General features: G+C 40.0%; 20 protein-coding genes and 3 pseudogenes. 9 read left to right on the top strand and 14 right to left on the bottom strand.

Annotated features, from left to right (window positions below; translation table 11 throughout):
- Positions 1–8 precede the first annotated feature (8 nt).
- Both yqeH and M1D69_RS07960 read right to left on the bottom strand, forming a co-directional pair.
- Positions 9–1,109, bottom strand: a complete 1,101-nt coding sequence (gene yqeH, locus M1D69_RS07965) for a ribosome biogenesis GTPase YqeH (protein WP_024122119.1) — start codon at positions 1,107–1,109, stop codon at positions 9–11.
- A gap of 2 nt (positions 1,110–1,111) precedes the next feature.
- Complete coding sequence (locus M1D69_RS07960) at positions 1,112–1,630, bottom strand: YqeG family HAD IIIA-type phosphatase (RefSeq protein ID WP_003226126.1); 519 nt, start codon at positions 1,628–1,630, stop codon at positions 1,112–1,114.
- Positions 1,631–1,991: 361 nt separating this feature from the next.
- On the opposite strand from M1D69_RS07960, the gene sda reads away from it, so the two are divergent.
- Positions 1,992–2,132, top strand: coding sequence for a sporulation histidine kinase inhibitor Sda (sda, locus tag M1D69_RS07955; RefSeq protein ID WP_003226124.1), 141 nt, complete (start codon positions 1,992–1,994; stop codon positions 2,130–2,132).
- 344 nt (positions 2,133–2,476) lie between these two features.
- Here the strand turns inward: sda and M1D69_RS07950 are convergent, their stop codons facing one another.
- Positions 2,477–3,208 (bottom strand): SGNH/GDSL hydrolase family protein, encoded by a 732-nt coding sequence (locus tag M1D69_RS07950; RefSeq protein WP_101864558.1) that lies wholly within the window; start codon positions 3,206–3,208, stop codon positions 2,477–2,479.
- Between the two features lie 246 nt (positions 3,209–3,454).
- The gene (locus M1D69_RS07945; RefSeq protein WP_458104073.1) at positions 3,455–4,207 is read right to left on the bottom strand and encodes a peptidoglycan recognition protein family protein; all 753 of its coding nucleotides are present in this window, start codon (positions 4,205–4,207) and stop codon (positions 3,455–3,457) included.
- Between the two features lie 195 nt (positions 4,208–4,402).
- Here M1D69_RS07945 and M1D69_RS07940 point away from each other — a divergent pair, with 195 nt between their 5' ends.
- The gene (locus M1D69_RS07940) at positions 4,403–5,029 is read left to right on the top strand and encodes a TVP38/TMEM64 family protein (RefSeq protein ID WP_458104074.1); all 627 of its coding nucleotides are present in this window, start codon (positions 4,403–4,405) and stop codon (positions 5,027–5,029) included.
- 20 nt (positions 5,030–5,049) lie between these two features.
- Here M1D69_RS07940 and gnd read toward each other — a convergent pair whose 3' ends face one another.
- Positions 5,050–5,943, bottom strand: coding sequence for a phosphogluconate dehydrogenase (NAD(+)-dependent, decarboxylating) (gene gnd / locus M1D69_RS07935; protein ID WP_458104075.1), 894 nt, complete (start codon positions 5,941–5,943; stop codon positions 5,050–5,052).
- A 353-nt stretch (positions 5,944–6,296) separates the two neighbouring features.
- On the opposite strand from gnd, the gene M1D69_RS07930 reads away from it, so the two are divergent.
- The gene (locus M1D69_RS07930) at positions 6,297–6,995 is read left to right on the top strand and encodes a YqeB family protein (RefSeq protein WP_458106182.1); all 699 of its coding nucleotides are present in this window, start codon (positions 6,297–6,299) and stop codon (positions 6,993–6,995) included.
- A gap of 33 nt (positions 6,996–7,028) precedes the next feature.
- On the opposite strand, the gene M1D69_RS07925 is transcribed toward M1D69_RS07930, so the two are convergent.
- Positions 7,029–7,454 carry a NucA/NucB deoxyribonuclease domain-containing protein gene (locus tag M1D69_RS07925; protein ID WP_458104076.1) on the bottom strand — a complete coding sequence of 142 codons (426 nt, stop codon included), beginning with the start codon at positions 7,452–7,454 and terminating at the stop codon, positions 7,029–7,031.
- Between the two features lie 177 nt (positions 7,455–7,631).
- Between M1D69_RS07925 and sigK the strand changes: the two genes are divergently transcribed.
- Complete coding sequence (gene sigK / locus M1D69_RS07920; protein WP_013308023.1) at positions 7,632–8,360, top strand: RNA polymerase sporulation sigma factor SigK; 729 nt, start codon at positions 7,632–7,634, stop codon at positions 8,358–8,360.
- Positions 8,361–8,542: 182 nt separating this feature from the next.
- On the opposite strand, the pseudogene M1D69_RS07915 reads toward sigK, so the two are convergent.
- The 4 genes and pseudogenes from M1D69_RS07915 to yrkP all read right to left on the bottom strand — a co-directional run.
- Positions 8,543–8,641, bottom strand: a pseudogene (locus M1D69_RS07915) (recombinase family protein); the annotation flags it as partial.
- A gap of 467 nt (positions 8,642–9,108) precedes the next feature.
- Complete coding sequence (gene psiE, locus M1D69_RS07910; protein ID WP_458106183.1) at positions 9,109–9,525, bottom strand: phosphate-starvation-inducible protein PsiE; 417 nt, start codon at positions 9,523–9,525, stop codon at positions 9,109–9,111.
- A 45-nt stretch (positions 9,526–9,570) separates the two neighbouring features.
- Positions 9,571–10,869 carry a two-component system sensor histidine kinase YrkQ gene (yrkQ, locus tag M1D69_RS07905; protein ID WP_085186561.1) on the bottom strand — a complete coding sequence of 433 codons (1,299 nt, stop codon included), beginning with the start codon at positions 10,867–10,869 and terminating at the stop codon, positions 9,571–9,573.
- A complete protein-coding gene (gene yrkP, locus M1D69_RS07900) occupies positions 10,856–11,551 on the bottom strand; it encodes a two-component response regulator YrkP (RefSeq protein WP_021480140.1) in 696 nt (231 codons plus the stop codon). The genes yrkQ and yrkP overlap by 14 nt, the downstream gene beginning before the upstream one ends.
- Before the next feature lie 267 nt (positions 11,552–11,818).
- Between yrkP and M1D69_RS07895 the strand changes: the two genes are divergently transcribed.
- Positions 11,819–13,033, top strand: a complete 1,215-nt coding sequence (locus M1D69_RS07895; protein WP_458104077.1) for a DUF418 domain-containing protein — start codon at positions 11,819–11,821, stop codon at positions 13,031–13,033.
- A 533-nt stretch (positions 13,034–13,566) separates the two neighbouring features.
- Positions 13,567–14,124, top strand: coding sequence for a GNAT family N-acetyltransferase (locus tag M1D69_RS07890; RefSeq protein WP_458104078.1), 558 nt, complete (start codon positions 13,567–13,569; stop codon positions 14,122–14,124).
- 491 nt (positions 14,125–14,615) lie between these two features.
- Here M1D69_RS07890 and M1D69_RS07885 read toward each other — a convergent pair whose 3' ends face one another.
- Positions 14,616–15,140, bottom strand: coding sequence for an NAD(P)H-dependent oxidoreductase (locus tag M1D69_RS07885; RefSeq protein WP_458104079.1), 525 nt, complete (start codon positions 15,138–15,140; stop codon positions 14,616–14,618).
- 246 nt (positions 15,141–15,386) lie between these two features.
- Positions 15,387–15,862, bottom strand: a pseudogene (locus M1D69_RS07880) (HXXEE domain-containing protein).
- A gap of 322 nt (positions 15,863–16,184) precedes the next feature.
- Between M1D69_RS07880 and M1D69_RS07875 the strand changes: the two are divergent.
- Genes M1D69_RS07875 through M1D69_RS07865 form a run of 3 tightly spaced genes read left to right on the top strand, consistent with a single transcriptional unit; the run spans position 16,185 to position 17,448 of the window.
- Positions 16,185–16,604 (top strand): MarR family winged helix-turn-helix transcriptional regulator, encoded by a 420-nt coding sequence (locus M1D69_RS07875; protein WP_458104080.1) that lies wholly within the window; start codon positions 16,185–16,187, stop codon positions 16,602–16,604.
- Between the two features lie 21 nt (positions 16,605–16,625).
- Complete coding sequence (locus tag M1D69_RS07870) at positions 16,626–17,018, top strand: rhodanese-like domain-containing protein (RefSeq protein ID WP_458104081.1); 393 nt, start codon at positions 16,626–16,628, stop codon at positions 17,016–17,018.
- A gap of 4 nt (positions 17,019–17,022) precedes the next feature.
- Complete coding sequence (locus M1D69_RS07865; protein ID WP_458104082.1) at positions 17,023–17,448, top strand: EVE domain-containing protein; 426 nt, start codon at positions 17,023–17,025, stop codon at positions 17,446–17,448.
- Between the two features lie 600 nt (positions 17,449–18,048).
- On the opposite strand, the gene M1D69_RS07860 is transcribed toward M1D69_RS07865, so the two are convergent.
- Together M1D69_RS07860 and M1D69_RS07855 are read right to left on the bottom strand one after the other, a co-directional pair.
- Positions 18,049–18,852, bottom strand: coding sequence for an alpha/beta fold hydrolase (locus M1D69_RS07860; RefSeq protein ID WP_458104083.1), 804 nt, complete (start codon positions 18,850–18,852; stop codon positions 18,049–18,051).
- A gap of 137 nt (positions 18,853–18,989) precedes the next feature.
- Positions 18,990–19,187: pseudogene (locus tag M1D69_RS07855) on the bottom strand (IS1595 family transposase); the annotation flags it as partial.
- Between the last annotated feature and the right edge of the window lie 169 nt (positions 19,188–19,356).

The raw sequence follows: 19,356 nt of genomic DNA, 5'->3' as shown, positions 1-19,356 counted from the left end.
CCTTTTTGTTAAATTAATGAGCGCCGAACAAATACGTGAACGCCTTTTGGCGCATAAGCCGTTATTTTTTTATTCGCGTCATGCACCGTTACCCAGCCTAGCCCAGAGAAAACGATATCTGTCTTTTGCTCTTTCATCGTAAACGTATGAGCAACCAGCTCTGGAAACTCATCCATATCATCTTTTCCCGGCGGTGTGAGCAATTCTCCTGCGTGCTTTTCATAAAGCGCGTCTGCATTTTCCAGTTTCGTTCTGTGAATCATTAATTCATTCGGCATATAGCAGACAAAGGCAGCTCTTTCACCTGAAACATAATCAAACCTTGCCAGTCCGCCGAAATACAGCGTTTGCTGATCGTTTAGCTGGAATGTGCGCGGCTTCAGTTCCTTTTTGGGCGAGAGTACTTTTAAATCCTTTTTGTTTACATAGTGCGCCATTTGATGGTGATTGATGATTCCCGGTGTATCATAAAGCGCAGAGCCGTCATCTAACGGAATTTCAATAGCATCAAGAGTTGTGCCCGGGAATTGGGATGTCGTGATAATGTTGTCTTCACCTGACACTTCTTTAATAATCCGGTTAATGAACGTTGATTTCCCTACATTGGTACAGCCGACAACGTAAACATCCTTGCCGTTACGGTAATGCTCAATCGCATCAATGACTTCTCTGATCCCCTGGCCGCGTCCCGCACTGACCAAAAATACGTCAATCGGTTTTAAGCCAAGTTCTTTCGCTTCGCGCTTCATCCACTGGATCAGCCGTTCTCTTTTGAGCGATTTAGGCAGAATATCCGCCTTGTTTCCGACTAACAATATAGGATTGCCTCCGACTAAGCGCTGCAATCCATTAATCCAGCTGCCGTTAAAATCGAAAATATCAACAATTTTAACAACGAGAGAATCCGTTTCTCCAATTCCATGAAGGATGTTTAAAAAGTCATCATCCGTTAAGGAAACGTCTTGTATTTCATTGTAGTTTTTCAGTCTGAAGCAGCGCTGGCAAATCACACTTTCTTTAGAAAGCGAAGCCGGCGGCGCGTATCCCAGACCATTTTTGTCTTCGGTTTGGATTGTGACTCCGCAGCCGATACAAACAACCTTTTCCATTCTTACTCCTCCCACTGAATGTGCCCTTTTCGTTTGAGAGCACTCAGTATTCTGCGTTCGACCTGGCGGTTAAAGCGCGTAATAAAGCCATCCGAGGAAGCGACAGGCACGACCAGGATCGTATGGTAGCCATTACGGTTCCCGCCGAGTACATCAGTCAGAAGCTGGTCTCCGATGACAACACAGTCCTCTTTTTTCAGCTCCATATTGCGCACTGCTCGATTAAAAGCTTTGCCCATCGGTTTTCTTGCTTTATAAATGAATGGTATGCCGAGCGGTTCCGAGAAAAGTTTTACTCTTCGCTCATTATTATTAGAGACAATCGTCACTTTAATGCCGTGCTCTTTCATTTCTTCAAACCACTCGATCAATCGCGGTGTCGCGTTTGGTCTGTCCCATTCAACAAGTGTATTATCCAGGTCAGTGATAATTCCTTTTACATTTCGTTCCTTTAATTTTTCAGGTGTAATATGAAAAATATTTTTAACAAACTCGTCAGGTAAAAAAAACTTTTTTAACAAAACCCGCACCCTTCCCTTTTCTTTCTCTTAAAATTCATGTCGAAAAAAATCGAACTTGCGCTTAAAGAAAAACTGAGCAAAAAAATTTCGACAAAAATTGGGTTTCTTCACCAGGTGTGGATAAATTTACACACACTATCCACTCTTATTACATCACTCTTTAGACAAATTATAAACACGATACTCACAAGTTATCCACTTTTTGGTGTGGATAACAGAACGATTGTTCTTATATGCAATTCATGGTAGATTATAGATAATCTTCAGCTTCAAATGAACGCAACCTATAAATGTATGTCACAAAGTCATGAATGATTCCAACTATGAAGGAGGTGTCTCTCCCATTAATTGGGTTCCTAGCATGAGAAAATTGTCTGATGAATTATTAATAGAATCTTATTTCAAAGCCACCGAAATGAATTTAAACCGTGACTTTATCGAGTTAATCGAAAACGAAATAAAAAGAAGATCGCTCGGACATATTATTTCCGTATCTTCTTAATAGGAATTTGTCTATTTTTTCCGGGCGTATTTCCTTTTTTTACTCAGATGACTGATATTATATCACTTCAGTTACGCGCTTTACTACTGTTTTCAGCAAAAAACACCCCTAAAAAGAGGTGTTTCAGGGCTGGATTTCATGTGAACCAATACACTCCGCCCACAATCAGGAGAACAACAATCAAAACAACGATAAAAGCGTATCCGTATGCTCTGCTTGCGCCATATGGCCAGCCGCCGAAAGGATACGTGTATAAATGCTGTACATGTGAAGCGCGCCTCCTTAAAAATGTTTCTATAACAGCCTATGGAGGAGAAATAAAACGGCTTAGGCCTTTGTCCGGATCAGCGCTTCAGGACCTGCCCATCTTGTATTCCTTCATAAACTACCCTTGCTCCTTTAGGTGTCATATGATTGCCTGAAGGATCTATCAAGCCGGATTGGATAAGTGCTTCATCAGTAGCTTTTCCGCCGTCTGCTTCTATAAAGTGCTTCCAGTTGTCTACGAGAGGCACATTCATATGTTTCGCGACATCTCTTGTAATATCATTGTATGAGTTATGCCACTTTCTCGCCCCGCCTTTTGATTCAAAAGCAGCCGCTTTATACCTGGAATAGTAAAAGAGGTGATGCTTCCCGTTTCCTTCAATAATAGGGATACACGTCATTAAAACAGGCTTGATGCCGTGTTTTCTGCTTTCTTTTATAAAGTAAACCAGATTCTCTCTGAAACGCAGCTTTGACACTCTTGGCTTTCCTTCAGCCAGAATCCCAGCGTCATTAGTGCCAAACATAATAAAAAGATGCTTAGGTTTTTGATCGAGTACATCTGTTTGAAACCGTAAACGGGCATCTTCAGTCGTTTGTCCTCCAATTCCTGCGTTGAGGATATCAAGATTCCCGCGTTCAGCCGTTTTTAATATATTGACCCACTGCTGCGCTTTTGGATAGTCACGATAATCCCAATTAGAGCCGCGTGTATTGCTGTCACCAAATGCTACCACGTCTTCGTATCCCTTTCCTTCACATCCTGCTGTAACGAACAGCAGAAGGAAAAGGATGAACATATACTTCATCTTTACACCCCCAAAAGCTTCATCTTTATGTTATACCTCTGTTCTGTTTCATTCAACGCAGAGTTTTTTCGTTATAGCGTTCTCTCCATTGTTAACGTGTCCCTCTCAACTAAAATCATTCTGTTTCCAGTAAGGGATGAGATATCTATTTCAGTTCCCGTCTTTTTCTGCGAAAAAACACTTCAGAGAGTTGAATGCAATAACCCGCTTCCGCCAGAGGAAACAGGCTACTGATTATCTCTGCATTTATTTTAATTTCGCTTTAAGCTTGGCCTTTGTTTTTGGTCCGTAAATACCATCAGCTTTTAATCCATTCATCAGCTGAAAACGTGTCACGGCATTTGCTGTTTTTGGTCCATAAATGCCGTCAATACCGTTATTCTTCGCGCCTTTATCAGGGTAAAAATGAAGGGCGGCTAAAGCCTTTTGCAGCTGAAGAACTTTAGTGCCTTTTCTATAAGGCGCAGTGAGTTTTATTACTCCTGAAGGCAGAGGATAAGATGTGGGTGTTTCTTTAGATGGCGTATCAGAGGAAGAAATTCCGTTTTTGAAAGCACTCCATTGATGTAAGAGTTTGCGGGGACATTCTTTTCCAGACCATTTTTTGTGGGGAACAACACGATCCAGCGAAATATTATGATCCTTCATTAATTTTTTGATCAGCCATTGCGCATTAGCTACTGCTTTGTCAAAATCGCCATCTGCATTTTCACAAATTTCAATCCCGATTGATTTGCGATTCCCTGTCCCATTGGTGCCGTCGCCAGCATGCCACCCGTTTTCAGTAAGAGGCAGATGCTGATAGATGTCTGAATCGTCTACTGTAAAATGCCAGCTGACAGATGTACTTGGGTTTTTCACATAATCAGCGTGCATTTTCGCATCGGCTCCTTTGGCGGTATTTGCTGTATTGTGCACCGTAATATAGGCAGGTGTCATCGCATAGCCGGGACGGTTATCGTTTGATTTTGGTATAAAATCCTTTTTTATCGCTACCATTTCTATCCCTCCCTACTATTAAAGAATGCAGCAACAAGAGAAATGGACAGCCTATTTTGCTAGATAAAAAAAGAATTGCATTTCCCCCCACTCGTATTACAGTTGAACCACCGAAACGGTACAAGTTATACTAACGTAGATGCCGGAGATTCTGCCTCCTGACATCGCCACAAGTGTTGGGAGTGGATTATTGATATGTTAAAAAAGACTTTAAGTATAATCTTGATCATCGCCGTTATTGCAGTCGGGTTTTATCAGAAAGAAGCTTGGCTTGATGCTATAAAAGCAGGCGGATTAATCTCCGTTTTATGCAGTATGCTGCTGATTGCCGCCGACGTCTTTTTCCCGATTGTGCCGTTTGCAATCATTGCAGCTTTAAATGGCGCTGTGTTCGGAATTGCAAATGGTATTTGGATTACACTGGCCGGTTCAATGCTCGGCACGATATTGCTGTTTTTTCTCGCGAGGTACAGCTTTCGAGATTGGGCCAGAAAAAAAATAAAAGCTTATCCCGCTATACAAGGATACGAGGCTTCATTCGATAAAAATGCGTTTACCGCTGTTCTATTGGGAAGGCTTATCCCTGTTATCCCTTCTCTAGTCATGAACGTTGTATGCGGACTAAGCAGTGTTCGGTGGCATGTTTTTTTCTTCGCCTCTTTAATAGGAAAAATTCCGAACATTTTAGTTGTTACCATTGCCGGCGCCAGTTTCTCCAGCAACAAATTGCTGTCTTTCAGTATTTACGGGGCCTATGTTCTGATTCTGATGCTAATCATATATGTAAAGTTTCCTCATCTGGTGAAAGCGTCAAAAAAATAAGGGCGGCCCGCTTCGCCCCCTTACTTTTTTTCTGTTGCATGTCCTCCAAATTCATTACGGAGCGCAGCAACAACCTTTCCTGTAAACGTATCGTCTGTTAACGAACGGTATCTCATCAAGAGCGACATCGCGATCACCGGAGCTGCTGTCTGCAGATCTAGTGCCGTTTCCACTGTCCATTTCCCTTCCCCGGAGGAATGCATGACGCCTTTGATCTGATCCAGCCTCGCGTCTTTAGAAAAAGCTCGCTCAGTCAGCCCCATAAGCCACGACCTTATGACAGAGCCATGATTCCATACCCTTGCAACTTTCTCATAGTCAAATTCAAACGGACTGTTTTCCAGCACTTCAAATCCTTCACCAATGGCAGCCATCATTCCGTACTCAATGCCATTATGTATCATTTTCAAAAAGTGGCCGCTGCCCGCTTCTCCGGCATATAAATATCCATTTTCAACAGCAGTATCCCGAAACAGCGGCTCCGCGATACGCCATGCTTCCGGGTCTCCTCCAACCATATAACAAGCCCCGTGACGCGCTCCCTCCATCCCGCCCGAAGTTCCGGCGTCGAGATAATGAAGACCGGCTTCTTTCATTTGATTGTAGCGCCGGATCGATTCTTTATAATGAGAATTTCCAGCCTCAATGATAATATCCCCTTCGTTTAATAACGGTGCCACATCACTCAGTACAGCATCCACAACGGCATGCGGCACCATCATCCACAGAATTCGCGGCGTATCTAATAATGAAATCAGTTCTTTTATATTTGTTGTCCCCTCAGCCCCATAAGATATCAGTTCATCAACAGCCGCTTGATTCACGTCATAACCGATTGCTTGATGATTGCGGTCGATCAATTGCTTTCCTATGTTTATGCCCATTTTCCCTAAGCCGATCAATCCTATTTTCATGTGAGTTCCTCCTGGTTGTCTAAACTCTAAAGCCATTACTCTTTATGTTCCCTGTGAACTGCTATGTGATACGTCCTGTTTTCTCAAATAAAAAACAAAAGAAGGCCGCGATCAGCAAGAGTCATTCCTTTTATCCCCAGTAACTTACTGCTCCGTGTCATATCGTTTCTGTATGATCTTTATCATAAAGAAGGCTTGATAATCATTTGGCGGCTCCATGTATGACAGCAAAGATCGCGGAAACATGCTTGATTTCCTCTCTATTTAAGTTAAAATATGGGAAGGGAATTCAACTTATTTCTAGCTAAGAAGGTGACAACTTGCAGGATCATCAAACACAAACGATCATTGGAATGACGAAAACCGCGAAATGTTTATTATACGGTACACTTGCAATCATCGGTCTTCTCATTGGTTATTTTTTTCATCAGCTTGCGAAATGGGCATTATCCCTGCCGTGGATTCCATTAGAAGGGCCTCTTCGGCTTGTTACCTCTTTTCACGGATCACCGGTGAAGTTTATCACCGCGCTGCTTGGCCTGATTGCCGGTATATGGTTCGCTCATTCAATCATGAAATTGCTATTAACTGTACACATTACAGACGACTCTGTGGTATTAATGAAAGGCAAGCATGTTCAAACAATCCACTCCGAAGACATCGCTCTGGTATTTATTGATCACAAACGGCTTGTCCTCTTAGGAACAGGCGGATATGAACTGGCACGTGAAGATATAGATGAAAAACCTAAAAACATTGAGCAGGCCTTTAAAAAGCACCATTACGTGTGGTCGGCTGAAGGAGACCCGTTTAAAGATAAATTTCGGCGATGGGTACCTGAATCACCCGATCTCTCTCCAAGCGCTCATGCTATATTGAAGGCTCGTCAGAAAGCTCTGAAAGAAGAGGAAACAGACGACATTGAAGATTTCCTTCTTGAACTTGCAAAGATCGGGATTGTTGTACGTGAAGAAGGAACACGCCAGTATTGGCGAAAAGCAGAATCGTATCCTCCTCAGGAGAATCAGCCTAGCGGCAAAATAGGATCATAGCATAAGAGGCTCAGAATTGAGCCTCTTCTTTTATTACTGAACAATAAACAACACTTTGGTGCCATCTGGATAACTGCTCATTTGATTTCCTACCCATGAACCGGCGCCGCGATTATCAGAAGGCGTTACATATCGGACATCAGCTCCGGCGCCTCCTTCTTCACAAACTGCCATCGGCCATTCATCCCGATCGTAGCCAGGCTTTGTCGGAATTCCTTTTAATGATTCCTCGCGTCTTTTGTCCGCTCCCTCGCGATCAATTGTACATATATCAGAATGTCCTTCTGCAATCGCATCTCTTATATGATCCCCGGTTTCCGGATAACGAGACAACGGAAAGTATAAAATTTTGTCATATAAAGCAGCCCCCTTGACCTGTTGCGGAGCCGTCATATCCTTTCCCAACAAACAAAGAAAAACTGCTGCCGCCAGAAAAAGCATTGCCATCCATTTTTTCATCCTCATTCCCCCCATACAGTTTCGTTCATTTAAATGTATGGGGGCAGCGTAAAGATTATTTTTAAAAACAAAACCTAAGCTCTCCATTGAGAAATTTCCCGGTACAGACACAGACATCCTTCCGATCACATACATTGACATATAGGCTTTTGCCTACATAATCATGTGGAGGTGACGATGGTGACAGGTGTTTTCGCAGCGCTCGGTTTTGTAGTTAAAGAGCTTGTCTTTTTAGTATCTTACGTGAAAAACAATGCCTTTCCACAACCGCTCTCAAGCAGCGAGGAAAAAAAATACTTAGAGCTCATGGCTAAAGGGGATGAACATGCCAGAAACATGCTGATTGAGCATAATCTTCGCTTGGTCGCCCATATTGTAAAAAAGTTTGAAAATACAGGTGAAGACGCAGAGGACTTAATCTCCATCGGAACAATCGGGCTAATCAAAGGAATTGAAAGCTATTCCGCCGGAAAAGGGACAAAACTGGCGACGTATGCTGCGCGGTGTATTGAAAATGAAATCCTCATGCATTTGCGCGCATTGAAAAAAACCAAAAAAGACGTCTCCCTTCATGATCCGATCGGGCAGGATAAGGAAGGGAATGAAATAAGTCTGATCGATGTTTTGAAATCAGAAAATGAAGATGTGATTGATACGATTCAGCTCAATATGGAGCTTGAAAAAGTGAAGCAATACATTGACATTTTAGATGACCGTGAGAAAGAAGTGATTGTCGGGCGGTTTGGGCTTGACTTAAAGAAGGAAAAAACGCAGCGTGAGATTGCCAAAGAACTTGGTATTTCGCGCAGCTATGTATCGCGGATTGAGAAACGGGCGCTGATGAAGATGTTCCATGAGTTCTACCGGGCGGAAAAGGAAAAGCGGAAGAAAGCGAAGGGGAAATAATTTAGCAAAGGCCGGATCGGACATTCCGGCTTTTCTATATTCTCACTAAAGTTTCTTTTAAAAGAAATAGAGAAAGAATAGATGAAAGAGTTATGAAAAGCATTTTTTGCATACTAATAAGCTCTATGAGAAAGACAATCTGGATCATACAGATAACTTGATTATGAATTCTTTAATCGCATCGTCCCTGCTTTCTTTATACAGGCCTCGATCTGGGTGTAGTTGCTCGATCCCTTGATCGTTTGTTCCTCGGTCGATACCCTTATATACATTGCCATCACTCTGGATCTCCTTCCTATCAAGTTTTATTAAATAATGAGAGGAATCGTTCATGCATTTGTCAGCTTGCGGTCCCTCGATAAGTATCACCTTCAAAAATGCATCACACCTTGGGTAATGCTATGTAATAACTGTTTGTCCTAATGAGGTGATTTTCAGTATGAAAACAAATAAAAAACCGATGGTTTGAACCATCGATCTGTTTTCTATATCACTGGGCCCTCAATATAGTAAATCTATCTCATTGGTTAGTTAATGCTATATCATCGGGACATGTCTGTTAAAGTAGCCAAAAAACACATTCAGATATCCACTTACAACCACAATCCACTTTGATCCACTACAGATTTCTGAACTACATTAAACAGCTAGACTTATAAATACTGATTAACAATTTTTTAATCTGTTCCAGTTCCCTTTCACAATTAGAACATTTCGGCAGCGTATCGGCATAAAGTGAATTAATTTATTAATGTTCTACAACAGACTTTCGTCTATTGGCAATAAAGAATCCACAAATCATTGCAAGAATAGCCATCGCCCACCAGAACGTTGAGATCGCCTGATCATGATCGATGATAATCAAACGAATGACAGCCGTGATGCCAATATAAATAAAGTAGCGAAGCGGGAAATGAAAGTCTGATTTGAAGTATTTGATAATCAAAGCAATGAACTCAAAGTACATGAAGAATATAAGCAGTTCTCCAAGCATCTCATAATAGCTGTCCACTTTGTTGAACAGTGACTTGTATACGAATAGCACAATGTACCAAGTCTCGCTGATCAGAAGTGCGCTTAAGGCTAAGGCCAGGAAGAACAGACAGACATTGAGAAGGCCTTGTAACAGGTAAGGCACCTTTTTGAATTTGTTGGAAAATCTCATCATGTTGTCTCCTATTTCAATATATTCGTGGTTTTTATTCTCAGCCTACATCTTGGTGTTCCAAAATCGCAGCACAATGTAGTACTTAGAATTCTTTTGTATACTGTGAAACTGTCCCTGCATGCGGGACATCATTCGCGCAATGCTTCTTTCACCGAGTCCGTTGCTTTCCGGTGTTATATCTGCAAGTTTAATCGTATTGCTAACATGGATCTCAAATATCTCTTGATCCGATACAAACGTGATGCTGATTTTTTCTTCCGGATCTGCGTATTTCAATAAGTTTGACATCACATTATCAAATACACGACCAAGCTCCTCCAAATTCACGTTAATATAGGTTTCCGGCAGCTCGCCTGAAATATGGACCCGAAAATGCTCCTGATGAAGGATAGCAATCTGATCTGATATTAGATCGTAGATCACTTCTTTCACTGCAACGGTCTCCAGATCGGCCTCATATTCCTTGTCCAGCAGGAAATACGCAAACAGATTGTCAGACAAGCTTTTTAATTGCAGTGCTTTACCATAAGCATTGGCTACATACCGATCTTTGCTGGCACCCGCTTCGTCTCCCTCTTTTTTGGCAAACTCCAGATTCATGATCAGCGACGTCAGCGGTGTGCGCATATCGTGCGACATTTCGGTAACCAGGCTGCGGCTCTCAGCTTGCAATTCCTCGATCGCTTTAAGTTTATCCAAGAAAGCTTTCCGCAGATCCTCAATGCTCTTTGCAATCATCGCTAATTCATCATGCCCTTTTATCGTCATCTCGTAGTCCAGTTCGCCCCCTTCAAGAATATGAATCTCTTGGTGAATCGTTTTAAGGTAGCGAAGACTTTGGCGAATTCCGAAGAGAACAATGATTAAAAAGATGAGGGTTGCCCCGAACAAATCCAATGCAAAGGCCAGATCATAATATCGGGAAGAGTAGAAGCCGTCGATAATGACTCGTCCTTCACCATCGCTAAACTTGACAGGATGTGAATGATTTTGAGCGTACTGAGTCAGCTTTTCCTTTCCATAATCCGATTCGGAATAAATAGAATCATATTGCAGCTCCTGATCCTTGAATATGGTGAGGTTAATGTAATTTTCTTTTTTGACCCACTCGCCAAACGCTTTTCTATCCGATGTAGACAACTCATTTTCTGAAACGTATTTGCTGAATTTTTGAATGTATCTTGCTGACTCCTCGTGATAATACTCTTCCGAACTCAGATATCCCTCGATCAGATCATCTGTGATCTTTTGCAACGTCAGAAAGATCACACCACTCACAATCGCAGCAACCATGATCAGCAAAGCCAGTTTTTTGGTTAGCGTAAATTTAAGATGCGCCAAATCGATATCCTCTTCCCCATTCAGTTTTTATATAAACCGGACGTGCCGGATCATCCTCAATTTTGGAGCGCAGCTTCCGTATATGCACCATCACCGTATTGTTGGAACAGTAAAAGTAAGGCTGTCCCCACACACTCTCATATATATTTTGGGCAGAAAATATTTTGTTGCGTTTGCTCATCAGAAGTTTCAGGATACGATACTCCAGATCTGACAACTTGATTTGCTTCTCCTCTTTCCACACCTCATTAAATTCTTCGCTCACTCTTAGTTTGCCCCCGATAAGAAATGTTTCTTCCTGTTCCTTCTTTTCCTGATAGATAGTATATCTGCGTAATTGAGCAATCACTCTAGCGTGAAGTTCCTCTTCCGAGAATGGTTTAGTCATATAATCATCGCCGCCGGCGAGTAATCCCTCAGTTTTATCGAGTGTACTCGATCTGGCCGTCAGAAATAGAATCGGGACGTTAGAGGATTTCCTGATGTGCTGACATGTTTCAATTCCCGAAATGCCTGGCATCATAATATCCAAAATAACCAAATCAAGCGAGTCATTCACAAGTTGCAATGCTCGCTTTCCATCCTTGGCTCTTAGCACCTCGTAACCTGCACGTGTAAGGGATTCCTCCAAAAGATCACCAATATCCTCATCATCCTCTACGACTAATATTCGATAGGCCATGTCTCTCTCACCTCATGATTCTTGTTGTTATTTCTCGTGTGTCCTTACTATATATCGTTCATAGTAATAAGTACGTTATAAGATACTACGTAAATCTTAACAATTTATGAAAGCTGATGCTCGCCACAAATTTGTCACATTTTCTAAAAAAAATGATGACTCTTCATAAATTGTTAAGATTCGGTCTTTATATTTATCCATTGTAAGGCTCAAGTTTTTCAGATCCGCACTACACATTGCCGTGATAAATGGGAAAGGAGTATTGATATGATTGTACAAAAAGAAGGACGCGGGCAACCGGTGAGTCTGCGGGAACGGGTTCATTTTCTGGACATCGTACGAGGATTTGCCTTGCTTGGCATTATTATTGTCAATTATTTTCTGATCGTAGATTCAGTAAAGGGATTCGAAATGGCCTCCGATGACGTACTGCATAAGCTGGTTTCCTGGTTTGCCGAAGGGAAATTCGTTACGTTATTCTCCTTCCTGTTCGGAGTCGGGTTTATGATCTTTATGGATCGAGCCGCGCAGAAGGTAGAGAGTCCCAACAAGCTGTTTGCCCGCAGGTTATCTATCCTGTTGGGATTTGGCATTTTGCACATCACATTTGTTTGGGTCGGTGACATATTGGCCTTTTACGCCGTAAGTGGCTTCCTGTTACTCGCCTTCTATAAACGCACGGCCAAAACGGTGCTTAGATGGATTATCGCACTTATCGTGTTTCAATTCCTGACTCCTGTTTTCACAATGTTGTACAATGTCATCAATACTGCAGGGTCAAAAAACCCGAATTTTTCAGAGTTTACTTTGTTTAGCCACAGCAGCCTTACCTACATGGAATCCATCAGCACTCGGTGGACAGATATGGTCACGATGGCTGCCGGCTCTTTCTCTATGATCTATTCCATGTTTCTCATGTTTCTGCTGGGCGTGTACTTTGTTAAGATGGAATTTTTCAAAGACATGGAAGCGAAAAAGCCTATATGGAAGCGTATCTGGATCATTAGCACAATCGCTTTTCTAATAACACAAAGCAGTATATTACTAGACATGTTTAATCTTTCTGAGAATATGCTGTGGAAGGACATTTCCTCTGTCTTGGGTCAAAATGGCGGCTTAACCGGAAGTATGTTTTATATGAGCACTTTTGCAATGCTGTTTCTATACGTTCCTCAGCTGCGAGGCCCTATGATGATATTCACCAAAGTCGGACGGATGTCATTGACCTGTTATCTGCTTCACTCTATCATTGGAACAGTTCTGTTCCTCAGGTACGGATTCGGGCTTGCGGATCATATTCAATCCGCCGGCACGTTCATGTTCAGCCTGGCCGTGTATTTCGTGCTAATGATCTTTAGTACATTGTGGTTGAGACGGTTTAAGTACGGTCCGATGGAATTGATATGGCGCAAGCTGACGTACGGCAAAGTAAACGAGCGCTCCAAAGCAACTCCGCATGCGGCAAAATCAATTCAGAAATAACCCCTTTTCCCAGATTGCACGGACTTCAAGTTAGTTGTTGACGGAAGTAGGTATTAAACGGACAGATTTGATTAGTATGGACTGGTTATTTTTATATTATTTAGTGCTTCTTTTGGGCTAACTCTGACAGAAAATTCACCAGAGTTTACTCAATGTGTATAGCTCGTGACTCGTGATCGAATCTAAAATGAATCTATTGCGCATGCCTATAGTCAATGGCAACACATTCGACTATTTTATGTGATTTGTGATAGAAAAAATTTGAGAAGTATAACTAATCCCGCGTAAGATCTTAATACGCTAGTGAACGATAGTAAATAAGGGTTACTTGCAGCTTGTTTTCCAAGGAAACAAAGAAAAAAATTGTGCAAAAAGACAGGAAAGAGCTTTTGCAGCAAGTATTTTAACGCCAAATTTACTGCGGAAGAAAAAGCGATGGAATCACTTTTTGTGAAAAGGGCTCGTAGAACAGCTGGAATGTTTCTACTGAACGACTGGACTCGATATTATAGCAAATGAAGGAGTGAACAATCATGAAAACAAAAAAGGAACCAAAAGTTATTCTGGAACCAGCAAAGGAGTCTGATCTGCCAGAATTCCAAAAAAAATTACAAGAAGCATTTGCGATTGCCGTGATTGAAACGTTCGGTGATTGTGAAGATGGACCGATTCCATCGGACAATGATGTTCAGGAGTCTTTCAATGCTCCCGGAGCAGTGGTATATCATATTCTTCAGGATGGTAAGAAGGTCGGTGGTGCAGTAGTACGTATCAACAGCCAAACACATCATAATTCGCTAGATTTATTCTATGTATCTCCAGAATATCACAGCCAAGGGATTGGTCTTTCTGCTTGGAAAGCCATTGAAGCACAGTATCCGGATACTGTGCTTTGGGAAACCGTGACACCTTATTTCGAAAAGCGAAATATCAACTTCTATGTGAATAAGTGTGGATTCCATATCGTAGAGTTCTACAATGAACATCACTCTGATCCGCATATGCATCGCAATGGACGCGAAGATGACAAGCCCCTGCCGGATGATGATGACTTTTTCAGATTTGTAAAGGTTATGAAAAAAAAGGACTAAACAATTGAACACGGCGAGATGCCGCAGAGAGTTGCTGGTAACTTTTTTATATTTCATTATCAGAGGAAGGTAATAATGATGTTTAAAAGGTGTTTTGATCCCTGTCTCATAAACAGGGGTCAAAACACCTTTGAATCATCGGTTTCTTTTCTGACATATACCACGCCCACTAGTCCCTCAACATAGTAAAAACATATCATGAGTTACAAAAGCTTTTATTCAAAGCATCTGTTTATTTTATTTATACTTATTTTCATCATTTTTCATGAATTCTGGGCACAAAATTGGGCACCTATTAGAGACCAAGGAACTCTACATTTCATCTAGAAATATATACTCATTGCCCTGCTTTAATTAATTTTAAGCCCTCGCTCTATGCCCCCTGAATTCAGTATTCGATGTAACTTTGAAATAAAGTTTGATTAAAATCTATCACATACCCTTATTTTCACAACACATCATTTGTTTCAGCTTCCCTCGCGAATACCGGATCAATGCTCAGCTTTAAGATAGTCAACCAATTTCTCCGCACTGTTCTTAACATCTTCTTGTGAAAGGTGAAGTGTCCCATATTGTGTAAACGAAGGAAGAAAACGCATTCCTATATAGTTAGCAGTGACTTGAAACGGTCTGGTAAGCTCGCTGATCGTGATATTATATTCTCCGCCTGCTTGATAATCAGATTCCTGTGCGCCTAAGGAGATCGCTAAGAGCAGTTCTTTTCCATGCAATTTAGTTCCTCCAGTTCCGTAAGCCCAGCCATGTGTTAACACATCATCTTCCCATTGTTTGAGTAACGCGGGACTGCTGTACCAATACATTGGGAACTGAAAAACGATACGCTCATGATCTAACAGGAGCTGCTGCTCTTTTTCTACATCAATGATAAAATTAGGGTATTCACCGTACAGGTCATGAACCGTAATGTCTTTCTCTTGCTTTAAACGATTCATCCAGGTTTTGTTGACAACAGACGTTTCCAAATTAGGGTGTATAACGATAACTAATGTTTTCATTTGACTCATTATCCTTTCTTTGCCGATTCGTTATTATTGCTTTTACGATAATGAATTGATTCTAATTTTAAAATAGCAACTTTATTTACACCTATTTTATCCTTTTTCATGAATTCAGGGCAACTAATTGGGCACCGAAATCAATGATGACTTAAGACATTGGTTTGTAGAAATCCGATATAACAGAATAATCCCTTATTAAGGAAATTACCGCCTTTCCCGTCAATCCTAAATAATTCAAACTCATTAAGGAGATACTTTATCACCAACTTTAAATAATAATGGAATAAGTGCTAATAAAATAATTCCTACAACCAACGTAGATATTATTAACTCCTTCCATACAATCAAATTCTTTACAAACATTTGATAAATAACTAATGAGTTTACTGGAATGTTAAGCAATAAGCCCGTAAGAAGTCCAGGTGCATCTTTTTCATTAAAATAGTTGCCATAAGATGTGGAAAAATAGCGTTAATAACCATAGAACCTAGAAAGCCAATGAAAATCCATTTTGCAATATCTGATTCTGGCATATATAAAAAACCAAATGCAGATAAATAAGCCAACATAGTTATAACAATGACAGCAAAATGAAATTCATTTGAAGTTACTGGCTTTTGAAACTTTGAAGATTGTTGTGACCATTCAGGTAACCAAATAGCTTTCTCAATATTATGCAGTGTAATAGCAAAACAAAAAAATACTACGAAATAAACCATCTATCATTTCCTCCTCGGTGCCACGTCTCTTAAAGGAATCATCCAATATGGTTTAGCAACATTATATTACATATGAGGGTGAACTGATATGGTGTTAAAAGACAGAAGAAGCTGCCTAAGCAGTTGCTTCTTTTTTATATGTGCAATAACGTGTTGTTGGTGGCATGTCTATTAAAATAGCCAAATGTATAAATGCTACTACTTGAATAAACCATTCCTGTTAGACACACTTTTATAAAATTGAACTTAAACCTTGTGTCCTGAAAAATAATCAGTTAAACTGATTATATGTTATACTGATTAATAGGAGGTGCAAACTTAATTGGATAGATGGAATCAATCCTATGGTTTTTTACTCGGAAAAGTTCTTCAACGATTGGAAAGTAAATTTGCTGAAGGGCTCATCCCATATGAGATTAATGCTAGACAATACGGAGTTCTATTGTTTATCAAAGGAAACCCTTACTCATCACAAAAAGATATTTCTGAAAAACTGCGAATAGATCGGACTACTATGGTGGGTCATATCGATCATCTCGAAACTTTAGGATTTGTTGAGAGAACAAAAAATCCTAATGACAGAAGATCCTATAGCCTTAACATTACGGAACAGGGTAACGATGTATTGGATTCGCGTTGGGAGTTTTTAATGAATACGGAATTAGAAGTATTAGCTCCTTTACATCAACAAGAAAGACAATTATTTAAAGATTTTCTTATTAAAATTTGGAAGTCACTATAAAAAAACAGGAGGTTACATAATATGCATGCTCTCGATTATTTTAATGCACGTCTCGAAGCAACGATAAGCCCTATGGATTATGTAAAAGCGAAGCAAATGAGTCCCGAGAAATACTTCTTAATCGATGTCAGAAACGGTCCAACTCATGTAAGGAGCGTCACAATTAAGGATGCTAATGTTATTCCTGAACAAGAACTGCAATCTCGTTTAAATGAAATACCAAAGGATAAAGAAATTATTGTTTACTGTTGGGATGTCTGGTGCAATACAGCTGCCAAAGTTGCTAAGTTTTTATTAGAACATGGATATAAAGTCAAAGAATTGACCGGTGGTATTGCAGCATGGAAAGAAATGAACTTTCCTGTCACAAACTCAGATCAAGGCAATAACATACCTGATAATTGTGGGTGTTGACTTAGTGCAAGATAAAAGATACTGGATTGGGGTTGCTTCTCGAGATCATGTAATGAGAGCTATCCAAGGTGGTTTTGCTCAACTTTGTCATGGCAAAGAGGCACCTTTAAAAAAGATGAATACTGGTGATTGGATTATTTATTACTCCCCCAAGTTGAATTTTAAGGAAAGCACACCACATCAAAAATTTACTGCTTTAGGCAAAGTAGTAGATAATCATATTTTTCAGTTTGAAATGGGAAATGATTTCAAACCTTTCCGGAGAAAAATAAGTTTTATTCATTGCACAGAAACACCGATTCGACCATTAATCCCAAAGCTTTCTTTCATTAAAGACGAGCAGCGTTGGGGGTATTCTTTTCGATTTGGACATTTTGAGATAAGTGAAAAAGATTTTATGCTAATTGCAAAAAAAATGGCCGATGCTTAAGGAGGAGATTAGAAAATTCTAATCTCCTTAAAACTTTCTTATATATCTTTGACCGTCACTCTTTGCATCCTGATTCAACAAGTTTTAAAATTAGCCATTTATCACATGAAGAAAAGATTCAATCTTTATAAAGATTGAATGTCTGACATGCACTTGGTGGAAGGTCTGAATTCCTAAAGGAGATTGAATAACTCCAACAACAAAAAAGATACCAATATGTTTTGGTATCTTCATCTAAATCGAGTGCCTCAACCTAGTAAAATCATATCTTATTTACAAAAACCTTTATTTATAGCACCGAGAAATTTCATTTACACTGATATGAACGATTTGTTATTAGTTCTGGGCAGAAAATGGGCCTGCATTGAGTTAGTTAAAGGATTAATCACGTAATAACTCAATAGAAGGTTAATTAAAATCCATAAATTCTCCAATTCAATCTTTGAAAAAACCTTAGTTTAATATGATGTTCTTTTTTAAGGCTCTGATAAAAATGAATGTAGATAAATACTAAAAATGATAGGAAACCCTAATATTCCTTATCTCAATTATTGTTTAACTAATTGGTGATTGTAACAGTAAACTCATATTTATGAAAAGTTATACCATCCGAAAATTTTCCGACTCAAGTCTGTTTAACCAGTTGTGAACCAATGAATTAAATACATCGGTTTGTTCAATTTGTAGGTTGTGACCAGCCATATCAAGCACTGCAAAAGTTGCCCTTGGGTAATCTTCGATTAGTCGCCACGCATCGTGGTATCCGACTACATTGTCCTGACGTCCTGTGATAATTAGCGTGGGATACTCAAGTTTAGATGAAATACCGAAGGTAAACCCATATCCATTTTGACGAATGTTGTTTAAGAATTCATAATTTGTTTGTTTAGAAGGAAGTAAAATTTCATCTCGAAACCTCTCCCATTCAGTTTTACCTTGCACAATCCCCATGGAGCAAAATTCATCCGCCTCCTCTGAAGACAAATGTGATATCAAGTCGCTGTCTCTTTTTAGAACAGTCTTCTGTGGTACTACCCTTTCAACGAATTCGGGTATAGTTAATGGTGCCATCAGCAGTAATCCACGAACTGTTTCCTGACGTGAACGAACTATACCTCTGGCAATGTACCCTCCATATGAATTACCACAAACAATAAACTGTTGACCAGGGATAATCTCGTCCAAAAGACGCAAAATCGCACCTAAAATATCATCAGAGTTTTGAATAGACGGTTGTGGCTTAGAAAGTCCCATACCTGGTAAGTCTATATATATTCTCTTCCAACCGCTTCGTTTCTCGAATAACGATTCCATTGCATTTAATATCACTTGATGGTCAAGTGTCCAACCATGCAACATAACGATCGGATATCCATCTCCCATTACTTTATGGTAAATCGACATGTATTTGTTTCCCCTTTCCCTCTAATCCCAATGTATCGACATGAACATTTAATCACATTTATCACAATTTTAACAAACTTCCTTGTTCAACTGAACTTGGTAAGTTGAACAAGGGTTATACAATGAATTTTTGACAATCACAAACTGTCATATGTATCCCTCATATCAAATACAAATGATGTTAATAGAAACTCTTTAATGTGTTGTTTAGTGCTTTCGTTACTGCAATTATCGACAAATAAGAACCAAGCTAAGTAATTGTCGAGATACTTTGAAGCCACATCTTTGAAGCGGTCTATCCACTGTTTTAGACGGGAATAGGGACCATTGACATTGTAGTGCTAATAAAAAAGTTATTGCGGTCTCACCGAAAATTTAAATTGGGGTGCCCTATTGCCTTTTTCTCTCCCCAAAAGTAAGGCTATGCCTCAAGGATTTAAAAGGGGGATACTAATTATATCGCATTTGATTCAATTGTTTCTGTTGATATCAAATAAAAAAACC

The organism is Bacillus sp. PK3-037, from assembly GCF_054161355.1.
This window is presented reverse-complemented; position numbering and strand designations above follow the sequence as displayed.

Coding starts and splice junctions, on each gene's coding strand:
- sda (WP_003226124.1), top strand. CDS start 1,992: ATGAGAAAATTGTCTGATGAATTATTAATAGAATCTTATTTCAAAGCC.
- yqeH (WP_024122119.1), bottom strand. CDS start 1,109: ATGGAAAAGGTTGTTTGTATCGGCTGCGGAGTCACAATCCAAACCGAA.
- M1D69_RS07930 (WP_458106182.1), top strand. CDS start 6,297: ATGACGAAAACCGCGAAATGTTTATTATACGGTACACTTGCAATCATC.
- sigK (WP_013308023.1), top strand. CDS start 7,632: ATGGTGACAGGTGTTTTCGCAGCGCTCGGTTTTGTAGTTAAAGAGCTT.
- M1D69_RS07950 (WP_101864558.1), bottom strand. CDS start 3,208: ATGAAGTATATGTTCATCCTTTTCCTTCTGCTGTTCGTTACAGCAGGA.
- M1D69_RS07885 (WP_458104079.1), bottom strand. CDS start 15,140: ATGAAAACATTAGTTATCGTTATACACCCTAATTTGGAAACGTCTGTT.
- yrkP (WP_021480140.1), bottom strand. CDS start 11,551: ATGGCCTATCGAATATTAGTCGTAGAGGATGATGAGGATATTGGTGAT.
- M1D69_RS07860 (WP_458104083.1), bottom strand. CDS start 18,852: ATGTCGATTTACCATAAAGTAATGGGAGATGGATATCCGATCGTTATG.
- gnd (WP_458104075.1), bottom strand. CDS start 5,943: ATGAAAATAGGATTGATCGGCTTAGGGAAAATGGGCATAAACATAGGA.
- M1D69_RS07940 (WP_458104074.1), top strand. CDS start 4,403: ATGTTAAAAAAGACTTTAAGTATAATCTTGATCATCGCCGTTATTGCA.
- psiE (WP_458106183.1), bottom strand. CDS start 9,525: ATGAGATTTTCCAACAAATTCAAAAAGGTGCCTTACCTGTTACAAGGC.
- M1D69_RS07870 (WP_458104081.1), top strand. CDS start 16,626: ATGCATGCTCTCGATTATTTTAATGCACGTCTCGAAGCAACGATAAGC.
- M1D69_RS07945 (WP_458104073.1), bottom strand. CDS start 4,207: ATGGTAGCGATAAAAAAGGATTTTATACCAAAATCAAACGATAACCGT.
- M1D69_RS07895 (WP_458104077.1), top strand. CDS start 11,819: ATGATTGTACAAAAAGAAGGACGCGGGCAACCGGTGAGTCTGCGGGAA.
- M1D69_RS07925 (WP_458104076.1), bottom strand. CDS start 7,454: ATGAAAAAATGGATGGCAATGCTTTTTCTGGCGGCAGCAGTTTTTCTT.
- M1D69_RS07890 (WP_458104078.1), top strand. CDS start 13,567: ATGAAAACAAAAAAGGAACCAAAAGTTATTCTGGAACCAGCAAAGGAG.